We start from the raw sequence: 12,327 nt of genomic DNA, 5'->3' as shown, positions 1-12,327 counted from the left end.
TTGCGGTAATTGACAGTGAAGACCACTCCGGAGCTGCGGCATGAGGAATGCTGACGTGTGCCCGCGTTAAGGGATAAGGCTTGTTGGAGCCGGAGTGAAAATAAAGGTGGAACCGTGCTGTATACAAGTGAAGTATATATGCGCCCTTGAATGGAATGAGATCATTCTGTTTAAGGGCGCTTTTTTCGTTTTGAGTATTATAAGCTGCCAAGCAGCAGAAAAGAGGGAAATATGAAGATCACATTAAAAAATGGAGAAATGAAAGAATTTAGCGGCAGCAGGACTGCATTGGAGATCGCCGATGCCATAAGTCCTGGGCTGGCAAGAAATGCCTGTGCGGCAAAAGTAAACGGCCGGGAGGCCGATCTTCGGACGGTGATATCAGAGGACTGTGAACTGGAAATTCTGACATTCGAGGACGAAGGGGGAAGGGCGGCATTTCACCATACGACCGCTCATATTCTGGCTCAGGCGGTAAAACGGCTTTTCCCGGAGACAAAGCTTGCTATCGGGCCATCCATAAAAGACGGTTTTTACTACGATTTTGACCGGGAAGAGGGATTTTCGCCGGAGGATTTGGAAGCGTTGGAAAAAGAGATGAAAAAGATTGTAAAAGAGAACCTGGAATTGGAGCGTTTTACTCTGACGCGGGATGAAGCAGTCGCTTTGATGAAAGAACAGGAAGAGCCTTATAAGGTCCAGTTGATCGAGGAACTGGGGGAAGGAGAGGAGATCAGCTTTTATCGTCAGGGAGAGTATACGGACCTGTGCGCAGGCCCTCATCTGATGAGCACAAAGCCGGTGAAGGCGCTGAAACTCACTTCCGTGGCAGGCGCTTACTGGAAAGGCAGCGAGAAAAATAAAATGCTGACCAGAATTTACGGCACCTCCTATCCCCAAGCGGCCGATCTGGAACAGTATCTTCAGATGATGGAAGAGGCCAGAAAGAGGGACCACAGAAAACTTGGAAAGGAGCTGGGGCTTTTCACATTTATGGAAGAAGGGCCGGGCTTTCCGTTTTTCCTTCCCAAGGGAATGGTGCTTAAAAATACCCTCATCGATTATTGGAGAAAGATCCATACAAGAGAAGGATATGTGGAGATTTCCACTCCAATCATGCTGAACCGTTCGCTGTGGGAGACTTCAGGGCATTGGGATCATTATAAAGAAAATATGTATACCACGGTGATCGACGACACGGACTTTGCCGTAAAACCCATGAACTGTCCGGGCGGAATGCTGGTCTATAAGTCTCAGCCCAGGTCTTACCGGGATCTGCCGCTGCGCATGGGCGAGTTGGGGCTGGTGCACCGCCATGAAAAGTCGGGACAGCTTCACGGGCTGATGCGCGTCCGCTGTTTTACCCAGGACGATGCCCACATCTTCATGACCCAGGAGCAGATTACAGAGGAAATTAAGGGAGTTGCCCGGCTGATCGACCAGGTATACAGCCTGTTTGGATTTAAGTACCATGTGGAACTTTCCACCAGGCCAGAAAACAGCATAGGAAGCGATGAAGACTGGGAAATGGCTACGGATGGTTTGAGAAAGGCGCTGGACGAACTGGGCCTGGACTATGTGGTAAATGAAGGAGACGGGGCATTTTACGGCCCGAAAATCGATTTCCATTTGGAAGATTCCATCGGAAGGACCTGGCAGTGCGGCACGATCCAGCTGGATTTCCAGCTTCCCATGCGTTTTGAAGCGGAATATATGGGAGCGGACGGAGAAAAACACAGGCCGATCATGATTCACCGCGTGGTATTTGGTTCCATCGAGCGGTTTATCGGCATTTTGACCGAGCATTTTGCGGGTAAATTCCCTGTCTGGCTGTCTCCGGTTCAGGCAAAAGTGCTGCCCATCTCAGATAAAAATTCCCGGTATGCCGGAGAAATCTATCAGAAGCTGCTTAAAAACCAGATCCGCTGTGAATGCGATACGAGGGCGGAAAAGATCGGGTATAAGATCAGAGAAGCTCAGCTGGAAAAAGTTCCTTATATGTTGATTGCAGGCGGAAAAGAGGAGGAAGAGGGCACAGTGTCCGTCAGATACCGCGATTCAGGAGAAACGGTTGTGATGACGCCGGATCAGTTTGTGGAAATGGTGCGGAAAGAAACGGAATTTGACCGGTTATAAATTTTCCCCTTCTCCTGTTTGACATTTCCCTTCACAGAACGTAAACTTGAGGGATAAGAAACGTGGAGGAGGCGGGATAATGGAGGAGAAGAACAGGTGCGCATGGTGTCTGATCAATGAACCGATGACAAACTATCATGATGAGGAATGGGGAGTTCCGGCTCATGACGACAAACGCCATTTTGAGTACCTGCTGATGGAAGTGATGCAGTGCGGATTAAATTGGAACATGATGGTTCAGAAGCGCTCCATTTTCCGGGAGTGTTTTGCGGAATTTGATGTTCGCAAGGTGGCGTCCTTTGGGGAAGAGGAGATTGAGAAGATTCTCCTGGTTCCCGGGATGATCCGCTCCCGGAGGAAGATAGAGGCGGTGATCCATAACGCCGGACAGTTTTTAAAGGTGGCGGAAGAATTCGGCAGTTTTGACGCTTATATCTGGGGATTTACAAATGGAAAGACCTATGTCTATAAAAAGCACAGGGAAGGCTTTATGGAGGTCAGCAACCAGCTGTCGGACCAGGTGAGTAAAGATATGAAAAAGCGCGGATTTAAATATGCGGGTTCCATCACCATATTTTCCCATCTGCAGGCATGCGGAATCATCAATGACCACGCATATGACTGCTGGATGTATGAGAAGCTGGTACAGAACGAAAACACCGTGTATATCGAAGATTAAAAAGCAGATGCAAACTTGTTATTACGGGTCAAATGGCCGTTTTTTGGCCGGAAGGAGAGAGAATATGAGATATATGGTATCATTCAGCCCTACGGGCAGCACCAAAAAAGTGATGGAGATTTTAACCGGCGTATGGGATCAGGAAGTACAGGAAATCGATCTGACGGACTACCAAAATGAGAAAAAGGAGTATGAATTCCGGCAGGAAGATCTGGTTTACATGGGAGTTCCGTCATATGGCGGAAGGGTACCGGCTACGGCCACGGAGCGTTTAAACAGGATGAAGGGCAATGGGGCGTTAGCCGTTGTTGTCGTTTCGTTCGGAAACCGGGCATATGAGGACACCCTTTTGGAATTAAAACAGACCGCTGAAAATAACGGTTTTCACGTAGTTGGCGCTGTGGCAGCCGTCACGGAACACAATATTATGCACCAGTTTGCCACAGGCCGCCCGGACGAGGCGGATCAGAAGGAGCTTTTGGAATATGGAAATAAGCTGAAAGAGAGAATCTTATCAGACAGCGGAATCCGGGACATGGATCTGAAACTTCCGGGCAATGAGCCGTATAAGGACTACCATGGCATTCCGTTAAAGCCTCATGCGGATAAAGAATGCATCAAATGCGGACTCTGCGCCAAACTCTGCCCGGTGGGAGCCATTTCTGCGGAGGACCCGTCTTTAACGGATGATAAGAAATGTATCTCCTGCATGAGATGCATTTCGGTCTGTCCGGAAGGAGCCAGGGGCCTTAATAAGCTGATGCTAGCAGGTTCGGTGCAGATGCTGAAAAAGGCATGTTCTGAGCCGAAAAAGAACGAGTGCTATATTTTATAAAAATATTTTAAATTTTACCATAAAAATGATTTCTTTCATTCGTATCTAATATAGAAGGGAAATTCTACACAGGGAGGGCGCAGCTGTTGAGCATGACTGACCGCGAGTTTGAAACGAATATCGGGCTGATCCAACAGGGAAACCAGGAAGGGCTTAGAGCTATTTACGAAGAGTATCTTCCGTCGGTCTATTCCGCTGTTAATAGCATTTTACATAATGAGGAGAGCGCCAAGGATGTGACAGCTGATTTTTTCATCAAGCTCTGGGACATTGCAGATCAGTACAGGCAGGGAGGAAAACATAAAGCCTGGATGCTCACAATTGCCCGCAACATGGCTGTGGATTATCTGCGGAAATACCGGCGCGAACAGCTGGTGGATGAGATTCCGGAGTCCAATCCCCAGGAACCAAATGCCCAGGAAGAATTGATCTGTGCGGAATTGACCTTAAAACAAGCGTTGGAAACGCTGGAGGAGGAAGAAAAACAGATTGTTAACCTGAAAATCATGGGAGAGCTGACCTTTAAGGAGATCTCCCGGATCATGAAAAAACCACTTGGAACCGTCGCATGGAAATACAGGGTTGCTTTAAGTAAATTGAAGAGGTGCCGCTATGAGTAAGAACAAAAATCTTAAAAAAGCATACAGAGATTTACAGATTCAGGAAGCGCCTGATCTTTGGGAAAGAATAGAATCCAATCTGACGCCTAAGAACATTTCACAAGAGGAAAAACCTGAGATTATCCATGCAGAAGAACGAAAAACGAAAAAGAATTACCGTGCCGAAGCCGGACTGGCGGCCGCAGCCTGCTGCGCGCTGCTGGTATTAGGAGGCGTGACGGGCAGACAGCAGATGAAATCAGGTATGACCGGCGCGTTGGAAACGACGGCAGGTCAGGTGATGATGGAGGCAGAAACTGCTGCGGCTCAAACCACTGCGGCGGCGGAGACGGCCGTGGAAAGCGGACGGGAGGAAAAGAATCAGATGGCTGCGGAATCCGTTATGCCGGAAACTTCGGCAGAGCCTTCCGGTCAAACGGACGGCATCATGACCGTATCCTATGACAGTCTGGCGCTGAACGGTACCGATGCCCCTGCTCCGCCCGCCGATGCGGTCTATGTTCCGGAAGATAATTATTATTTTACGGAAGCGGATTTAAAAGACGCCGGACTGCTCAGCCAGGTGACGGTAGAAAATGTATCTTATGAAAACGGTCCGGATGGCCGGGCGGATTCCTTGGTTTATGATGTGGTGGTTGACAGCGTGTTGTATTCGGAAGACTATGTGAGCAATAATCAAAGACTTCAGGTGAAAAGCCCGTTGGTAGGCAGTGGAGAGGAAAACAGCCTTTTGTACACGTTAAAAGAAGGCGGAACCTACATCCTTCCATTAAAGTATGAAGACGGCTCCTATTGGCTGGTATATCCAAGTTCCCCTCAGATCGAGGTGACGGAGGATACGAAATATGTGTTCCATACCGGATGGCAGAGCCTGGTCGATGACCGGACGGCCGTGGTATTAAAGAATGCCCAGTCGCCGGAAGACTTTTATTATGACCGCATGGTCATGCGAAATGACCCTGTATTTCTTTCCAATCTGACGGTTCTCATGGAGAAGATGCACAGCGCGGGTTGAGGAACCGGACCTTCCGCCTGATATCAGGCAGACGTAAGGGCGGGCCTCTCCGGCGCCGGGACATTTCGGAATGGAGGAAATTATGAAAAAAAGAAATCAGATAGCAGCAGTCGGTTTATCGGGATTGATGGCAGCCACCGCCCTTTTGGGATGCGCAGGCGGAAAGAGTTCTGTGGTGGCAGAAGGAACTATGGCGGCGGCAGACGCGGCCATGGCAGAAACTACAATGGCCGCCCAGTACAGCGGCGCCATGGAGAGCGTGGCAGGAAGCACAAATGAAATGGCCGGAAGATACCAGCGGGCTTACGATGGAGATCATATGAATTCGGAGGAATATAATACCATCGTAGAAAGCGGGTTTAAACGGGTGACTGAAAATCCGCTCTCCACATTTTCCATAGACGTGGATACAGCGGCCTACAGCAATATCAGAAGGATGATAAACCGGGGCGAACCCGTCCGGGAAGATGCAGTTCGGATTGAGGAAATGATCAATTATTTCAAATATGACTATAAAAAGCCGGACGGAGACGTTCCGTTCGCAGTCACCACCGAACTTTCCGACTGCCCATGGAATCCTGAAAACCAGCTGATGCTGGTGGGCATACAGGCAAAGGAAATCGATTTTGACCGCCGCCCCATGTCCAATCTGGTTTTTCTGTTGGACGTTTCGGGTTCCATGTATGAAGAGGATAAACTTCCCCTGGTGCAGAAATCATTTGGCCTGCTGACCGATGAGCTGACGGAAAATGACCGGGTATCCATCGTGACTTACGCAGGTTATGAACAGGTGGTTCTGGAAGGCGCCAGAGGAGACGAAAAGGTAAAGATCCGTGAAGCCTTGGACAGTCTGACGGCAGGCGGTTCCACTGCAGGCGAAGCGGGTATCAATAAAGCCTATGAACTGGCGCAGAAATATTTTATCGCGGGAGGCAATAACCGCGTGATCCTTGCCACAGACGGCGATTTAAACGTGGGAGTCAGCAGTGAATCCGAGCTGACAAAACTGATTGAAGAAAAGAAAAAAAGCGGTGTCCACCTGTCTGTTCTGGGCTTTGGAACCGGCAATATAAAAGACAACAAGATGGAAGCGTTGGCCGATAATGGAGACGGCAACTACGGATATGTGGATAATTTGATGGAAGCGAAGAAGATTCTGGTAGAAGAGATGGGCGGAACCCTGATCACCGTTGCGAAAGACGTGAAGTTACAGGTGGAATTTAACCCTTCCCAGGTTTCCGGCTATCGCCTGATCGGCTATGAGAACCGCGCGCTGGCGGACGAAGATTTTAATAACGATGCAGTGGACGCAGGAGAAATTGGCGCCGGCCACCGGGTAACGGCCCTTTATGAGCTGGTGCGTACGGGAGGAACCATTCCACAGGAAACTCTGAAATATCAGGAAACAGAAACGCCAAAAGACCAGGAATCCACCGCTGACCGCGCCCTGGCTTCCGAACTCTTGACAATCAATATCCGCTATAAAGCACCTAACGGAAATGAAAGCAAACTGATCTCTGTTCCTGTGGAAGCGGACAGCTATCAAAAAAATCTGCCCGACAACCTGAGATTTGCAGGCGCTGTAGCAGAATTCGGCATGCTTTTGCGAAACAGTGAATATAGAGGCAGTGCTTCCTATGAAGAGGTCATCAATTTGGTTTCCGGCATGCCCCAGAGCAAGATGGATGCCTATAAAGATGAATTCAAACAGCTGGTTTTAAAGGTCATGGACTAAGATATTTGCTTTTACCAGACTGCATGCAAAAGGTTCAGGTCCGTTTGCAGGAGTTTTAGTTTTACTTAGGTTCTGATTAATAGGCTGCACGCCCAAATAGAATTGTCCGAGCGGTTTTACCGCGGGTTGTTCTATTTGGACGTGCATTTTTAGTAAAAGCCCAATCTCAATCTACAAATCTAATTTTAAATCCCCTAATTTAATCCATTCCGCTTTGCGGAGCACTTCTCCAAATATGAGGGTCAAGCCTGCCGGAAGCAGGAAACATACGAGCAAGATGGCCAGCCACATCCGGCCGCCTCCTCCCATGGCGGTGTAAACGCCGATTGGCCCAACCAGGCCGCAGGTTCCCATACCTGCTCCGGTAGGAATGTTCTGCATCTGGAATACAACTGTGGCAATGGGCCCGGTGACCATAGAGGCCAAGGTCGGCGGAATCCATGTTTTTGGATTTCTGACAATGTTGCCCATCTGAAGCATGGAGGTTCCAAGTCCCTGAGCCAACAATCCGCCCACTCCATTTTCACGGAAGCTGAGCACGGCAAATCCTATCATCTGGGCGCAGCAGCCTGCGGTGGCGGCGCCTCCTGCCAGACCGTCAAGTCCCAGCATGATGCAGATTGCAGCACTGCTGATAGGCAGGGTCAGTGCGATGCCGATCAAAGCGGATACCAGTATGCCCATTAAAAATGGCTGCATTTCCGTGGCGGTTTTTACTACATTTCCGAAAGCGGTCATGAAAGCGGACACGCCGGGGCCTACGAACTGCGCCATCAGCACTCCCGATATGATGGTGATTCCCGGGGTTACCAAGATATCCACTCTTGTCTCTTTGGAAACAATTTTACCCAGCTCTGTGGCTACAATGGTGGAAACCAAAGCGCCCACTGGTCCGCCGAGAGCGTTGCCGGCGATTCCTACGGTAGCAGCTGAAAAAAGCACCAGCTGAGGCGCCCCGAGGGCATGGGCTATGGATACGCCAAGAGCAGCGCCTGTGGCACTTTTTGCATAGTCTGCAATTGTTATGAAGATTTCCAAGTGGGTTTTTTCGCCTAAAGTGGCAAAGATTGTACCGATCAGCAAAGAGGCAAATAAGCCGAATGCCATGGCGCCAAGTGCGTCGATCAGATACGTTTTGACTGTGATGTTTACGTTTTTCCGTTTTAAAAATCCTTTTACGCCTGTCTGTTCCATATGTAACTCTCCTTTTACTGTTGCTCCCCGGTATCATTTCTGCCGGCGGCCATTCATGCGTACATGATAAAACGGCCGGTAAAAATGCTCCGAAGGAATTATCTCATCTGAGATAAATAAAGATCATATATGGGATATACGGGCACACATTTGGCTGCTAAGAGAAGAACCTTCCTCCCTTTGTTTCCCTAGCCAAAGCAGTTGAAACATATATTAGCATAGAATGTTAAAAATTCCTAGCTTTTTTATAAAAAAAGTGTAAAATAGTTAATTATTTAACAAATACTTGCCGCAGATTTGTAGATATATTAAGCCGTATGTGCTACAATAAAAATATGAGCATACACATTTGATGATACGAGACGGAGGTTAAGGATGAAGAAACGAATATGCCCCATATGCGATCAGGTTATGCATTCTGCCCATTACTGCAGCGCATGCAGGTCATGGGTGAAAGAGCCCTATATTATGGAGGTCAATTATTACCTGAACGAGTCGCATCCGAAAACAGAGGCGGATTGCAGTTATCATAATGATGCGGAAACGGTTCCGGCAAGATATGCGGCCCCTTTAACCGGAAATCAGCCGATTAAGACAAAAACGTCAGGATCTGCCTATTCTTCCTGGAAGCCTGTGACCCCTCCGGTGAAGCCTGTGACCCCTCCGGTGAAGCCTGTGACCCCTCCGGTGAAACCGGTGACCTCTCCGGTAAAATCTGTTGAGAGCCGTGACCTTTCTGATGCGGGAAATGGACAGAAAAAGCCTAAATCAGGCATGCGCTGGATTTTATGGCTGGTTTTGTTTATCTATGTTATAATGCCGCTTTTCGGTTCCCTGATCAGCACGGTTACCGGGTTGCTCAGACGCTTGTTTTAGGGTTTTAGCAGAAAATGAAGATTGATAATTAATTGACAAGGCTGGCCGGTTATGTTATAATGGTTCTAACGTAAAAGGGAGTAGCTTACATCATAAGATGTATAGAATGCGTCAGTACGGCAGAATTATCCGCCCGCATCCTATTGAAATAGCAAGACTTTTACTGCAGCTTTTAAGGCTGTAGTAAAAGTCTTTTTTTATATCATAGAAGCGTACACCTTTTATGGTTCCGGCATATGGTAGCAGCTGCAATGCCGGAGGAAAACTGATGATACAATTCTTTAAGCAAACGCCGCCGCTGCGGCAGAAGGTGAGGAAAGAATGGAAAGTTATAATCCAGATTTAGAGAAAAAAGTTAAAGATGTTATGAAACATGCGAGGAGGACCGGGCTGGCAGCGTTGCTTGTGATCGCGGTACCGGTGATCGGATTCGGTTCCGTTTATAACATTCAGGAACAGGAACAGGCCGTGCTCACAACATTTGGAAAAGCCCAGCCGGTAACCACTCCGGGACTGCATTTTAAAATTCCGTTTGTCCAGCATGTTCAGAAAGTGAATACCACGATACAGGGGTTCGCACTTGGATATAATCAGGAGGACAATGCCAGCGTGGAAGAGGATTCGCTGATGATCACCCATGATTATAATTTCGTCAATGTGGATTTCTTCGTGGAATATAAAGTGGCTGATCCGGTAAAGGCGGTTTATGCGTCACAAGACCCGGTGATGGTCCTTAAAAATATCAGCCAAAGCTGTATCAGAACCGTAATCGGAAGCTATGATGTGGATTCTGTGTTAACAACCGGAAAGAATGAAATTCAGTCCAAGGTGAAGGATATGATTATCCAAAGCCTTGAAAAACATGATATCGGAATCCAGGTGGTCAATGTAACAATCCAGGATTCGGAACCGCCTACCATTGAAGTTATGGAAGCCTTCAAAGCGGTGGAAACCGCAAAGCAGGGCAAGGAAACCGCCATTAACAACGCGAATAAATACAGAAATGAAAAGCTTCCCCAGGCCACTGCCGAGATTGACAAGGTGATGCAGGAAGCGGAATCCACCAGGGTTCAGAGAGTCAATGAAGCCAATGCCGAAGTAGCTAAATTCAACGCAATGTATGAAGAATATGCGAAGAATCCGGAAGTGACAAAACAGCGGATGTTCTATGAAGCGATGGAAGATATCCTGCCGAATCTGAAGGTGATCATTGATGGAACGGATAAAACGAGCACCATTCTTCCGTTAGACAGCTTTACGGGAAACAGTGGGGCGTCTGGTACATCGAAAACCGTCCCGTCTCAATCGGCGGCGGTCCAGGAAAAACCAACGGCCCCTGCTCCTGCTCCGGTTCCGGCAGATACAGATCAGTCTGCTGACATAGAGATTCAGGAGTAAATGCAGGCACAATTGTTGATGAATATGCCGTTTTACGGCGGAAATGAGGGAAAATATGAAACGGACATTTGGTAAAGTAGCGGGTACGGCAGCTGCACTGGCAGCAGTTATCTTTCTTGCAGGATCAGTTGTGATTACCCATGAAAATGAATATAAACTGATTCGGGAATTTGGGCGTGTCAACAAAGTGGTGACGGAGGCAGGAATTTCTTTTAAAGTTCCATTTATTCAGACGGCGGACACTCTTCCGAGAGAAATTCTGCTCTATGACCTGGCAGCTTCCGATGTAATAACCATGGATAAGAAAACCATGATGTCGGACAGCTACGTGCTTTGGAAAATTTCAGATCCCCTGAAATTTGCCCAGACCCTGAATTCATCCATCCCTAATGCGGAACGGAGAATTGACACGGTTGTTTATAATTCTGTGAAAAATGTGATCAGCAGCATGTCTCAAAATGATGTGATCAGCGGCAGGGACGGAGAGCTGTCCACAGCGATAATGGATAATATAGGAGGCGGAATGGAACAGTACGGAATCCAGCTCTTATCCGTGGAAACCAAAAAACTGGATCTTCCGGCCGACAACAAGGAAGCCGTCTATGAAAGAATGATTTCCGAACGCGATAAAATTGCCGCCACCTATACGGCGGAAGGCCAGGCCGAAGCCAGAGTGATCCAGAATACCACGGACAAAGAAATTGCCATCAGCATTTCCGACGCCCAGGCCAAAGCAGCCCAAATCACGGCGGAAGGCGAAGCGGAATACATGCGCATCCTGGCCGAAGCCTATAATACGCCGGAACGTGCCCAGTTCTACGCTTTTACGAGGGCGCTGACATCGGCAAAAGCGTCCCTAAAAGGCGAAAACAACACACTGATTTTGCCGGGAGATTCACCCATCGCCGACATATTTATGGGAAGATAGTCCCTACCCGGATTGTTATTTAACTGAGTTAGAGAAAGGGGGACGCCCGGAATCGGGAGGCGGAACCGGAAGCCGAAGGTCGGAGGGGCCGTCCGGGCCGGGGAAGGAAGATGCAGCCAGAGCGGATTCGGGATTCGCCCCTAAGAACTACTAAGACCCGTAAGGACAGAACGAGGCAGGCCAGCGCCATTCGCAGTGAACTCTTTATGACTTCGCTGCTCAGTGGCGCTTTAGAAACTGATCTGGAATTCAGTTTCTACCTGCCTCGTTCTGCCCTTACGGGTCCAAGTAGTTCTAAAGGGGTTCCATACGATCCGATCTGACTGCATCTTCCTTCCCCGGCCCGGACGGCCCCTCCAACCTTCGTCTCCCGATTCCGGGCTGGTTTTCGCTGGCCTGGTTAAAAACAATGTTATTGTATTGGTATTTACGTAAGGCCAAATTCACATAGATCGTGAAGGTATTTCTGAAAAAGACCTCACGGTTGATGTAAAAACATACTTTCCCATCCACCAAATCTTTTTTCCCTCAGCTAGCGGGAGTTTACGATTTATTTAGTTAAAACCTTAAAATATCCAGTAAAATCAAGGCTTTTAAGGGTTTTAAAAGTATTACCTAACAGAAAACAGCCTTTACAAACACACAAAACTGTAGTATAAATTAAATATCTAAGAAATATCGATTTTTACAAGGTTTTCTGTGAATCAAAAAGTTAGGTAAATTTTCAGGATGCTCAAAACCATTGATTTTACGTGGTTTCTGGGCATTATTTTTTATAATTCGTAAACTCCCGCTAGCCAAGCAACAGCCGGAAAGAAGGGGAAACCCAGGCGGGCGGCGGAAGTAATCGGCGAAATGGGATCGTATGGAACCCCTTAGAAGTACTTAGATCCGCAAGGATAAAAAGAGAC

General features: G+C 48.0%; 11 protein-coding genes. 9 read left to right on the top strand and 2 right to left on the bottom strand.

Features of this window, described 5'->3' with window-relative positions; translation table 11 throughout:
* Positions 1 to 231: 231 nt before the first annotated feature.
* The 6 genes from thrS to C0033_RS04995 all read left to right on the top strand — a co-directional run bounded on the left by thrS (position 232) and on the right by C0033_RS04995 (position 7,020).
* Positions 232 to 2,136: a threonine--tRNA ligase gene (gene thrS, locus C0033_RS05020; RefSeq protein ID WP_103226791.1), complete on the top strand. Its 1,905-nt coding sequence runs from the start codon at positions 232 to 234 to the stop codon at positions 2,134 to 2,136.
* 79 nt (positions 2,137 to 2,215) lie between these two features.
* Positions 2,216 to 2,815, top strand: a complete 600-nt coding sequence (locus C0033_RS05015) for a DNA-3-methyladenine glycosylase I (RefSeq protein WP_103226790.1) — start codon at positions 2,216 to 2,218, stop codon at positions 2,813 to 2,815.
* A 64-nt stretch (positions 2,816 to 2,879) separates the two neighbouring features.
* Positions 2,880 to 3,650 (top strand): EFR1 family ferrodoxin, encoded by a 771-nt coding sequence (locus C0033_RS05010; protein ID WP_242984420.1) that lies wholly within the window; start codon positions 2,880 to 2,882, stop codon positions 3,648 to 3,650.
* A gap of 92 nt (positions 3,651 to 3,742) precedes the next feature.
* Entirely contained in the window at positions 3,743 to 4,270 is a 528-nt protein-coding gene (locus C0033_RS05005; RefSeq protein WP_103226788.1) for an RNA polymerase sigma factor, read from the top strand.
* Positions 4,263 to 5,285 (top strand): hypothetical protein, encoded by a 1,023-nt coding sequence (locus C0033_RS05000; RefSeq protein ID WP_103226787.1) that lies wholly within the window; start codon positions 4,263 to 4,265, stop codon positions 5,283 to 5,285. The genes C0033_RS05005 and C0033_RS05000 overlap by 8 nt, the downstream gene beginning before the upstream one ends.
* A gap of 82 nt (positions 5,286 to 5,367) precedes the next feature.
* Positions 5,368 to 7,020: a VWA domain-containing protein gene (locus C0033_RS04995; protein WP_242984419.1), complete on the top strand. Its 1,653-nt coding sequence runs from the start codon at positions 5,368 to 5,370 to the stop codon at positions 7,018 to 7,020.
* A 171-nt stretch (positions 7,021 to 7,191) separates the two neighbouring features.
* Here the strand turns inward: C0033_RS04995 and C0033_RS04990 are convergent, their stop codons facing one another.
* Positions 7,192 to 8,214 (bottom strand): PTS sugar transporter subunit IIC, encoded by a 1,023-nt coding sequence (locus C0033_RS04990; RefSeq protein ID WP_103226786.1) that lies wholly within the window; start codon positions 8,212 to 8,214, stop codon positions 7,192 to 7,194.
* Between the two features lie 375 nt (positions 8,215 to 8,589).
* Between C0033_RS04990 and C0033_RS04985 the strand changes: the two genes are divergently transcribed.
* The 3 genes from C0033_RS04985 to C0033_RS04975 all read left to right on the top strand — a co-directional run bounded on the left by C0033_RS04985 (position 8,590) and on the right by C0033_RS04975 (position 11,416).
* Positions 8,590 to 9,090, top strand: a complete 501-nt coding sequence (locus C0033_RS04985; RefSeq protein WP_103226785.1) for a hypothetical protein — start codon at positions 8,590 to 8,592, stop codon at positions 9,088 to 9,090.
* Positions 9,091 to 9,411: 321 nt separating this feature from the next.
* Entirely contained in the window at positions 9,412 to 10,488 is a 1,077-nt protein-coding gene (gene hflK, locus C0033_RS04980; protein ID WP_103226784.1) for an FtsH protease activity modulator HflK, read from the top strand.
* A gap of 55 nt (positions 10,489 to 10,543) precedes the next feature.
* On the top strand, positions 10,544 to 11,416 hold the full coding sequence (locus C0033_RS04975) for a protease modulator HflC (RefSeq protein WP_103226783.1): 873 nt from the start codon (positions 10,544 to 10,546) through the stop codon (positions 11,414 to 11,416).
* Between the two features lie 294 nt (positions 11,417 to 11,710).
* Here C0033_RS04975 and C0033_RS26865 read toward each other — a convergent pair whose 3' ends face one another.
* A complete protein-coding gene (locus C0033_RS26865; RefSeq protein WP_180994574.1) occupies positions 11,711 to 11,929 on the bottom strand; it encodes a hypothetical protein in 219 nt (72 codons plus the stop codon).
* Positions 11,930 to 12,327 lie beyond the last annotated feature (398 nt).

It is taken from the genome of Clostridium sp. chh4-2 (assembly GCF_002899675.1).
In the GTDB taxonomy this organism is placed as follows: domain Bacteria; phylum Bacillota; class Clostridia; order Lachnospirales; family Lachnospiraceae; genus CHH4-2.
The sequence above is the reverse complement of the archived record's forward strand: the minus strand, read 5'-3'. Positions and strand labels throughout refer to the sequence as shown.

Coding starts and splice junctions, on each gene's coding strand:
- hflK (WP_103226784.1), top strand. CDS start 9,412: ATGGAAAGTTATAATCCAGATTTAGAGAAAAAAGTTAAAGATGTTATG.
- C0033_RS04985 (WP_103226785.1), top strand. CDS start 8,590: ATGAAGAAACGAATATGCCCCATATGCGATCAGGTTATGCATTCTGCC.
- C0033_RS05005 (WP_103226788.1), top strand. CDS start 3,743: ATGACTGACCGCGAGTTTGAAACGAATATCGGGCTGATCCAACAGGGA.
- thrS (WP_103226791.1), top strand. CDS start 232: ATGAAGATCACATTAAAAAATGGAGAAATGAAAGAATTTAGCGGCAGC.
- C0033_RS05000 (WP_103226787.1), top strand. CDS start 4,263: ATGAGTAAGAACAAAAATCTTAAAAAAGCATACAGAGATTTACAGATT.
- C0033_RS04990 (WP_103226786.1), bottom strand. CDS start 8,214: ATGGAACAGACAGGCGTAAAAGGATTTTTAAAACGGAAAAACGTAAAC.
- C0033_RS04995 (WP_242984419.1), top strand. CDS start 5,368: ATGAAAAAAAGAAATCAGATAGCAGCAGTCGGTTTATCGGGATTGATG.
- C0033_RS04975 (WP_103226783.1), top strand. CDS start 10,544: ATGAAACGGACATTTGGTAAAGTAGCGGGTACGGCAGCTGCACTGGCA.
- C0033_RS05010 (WP_242984420.1), top strand. CDS start 2,880: ATGAGATATATGGTATCATTCAGCCCTACGGGCAGCACCAAAAAAGTG.
- C0033_RS05015 (WP_103226790.1), top strand. CDS start 2,216: ATGGAGGAGAAGAACAGGTGCGCATGGTGTCTGATCAATGAACCGATG.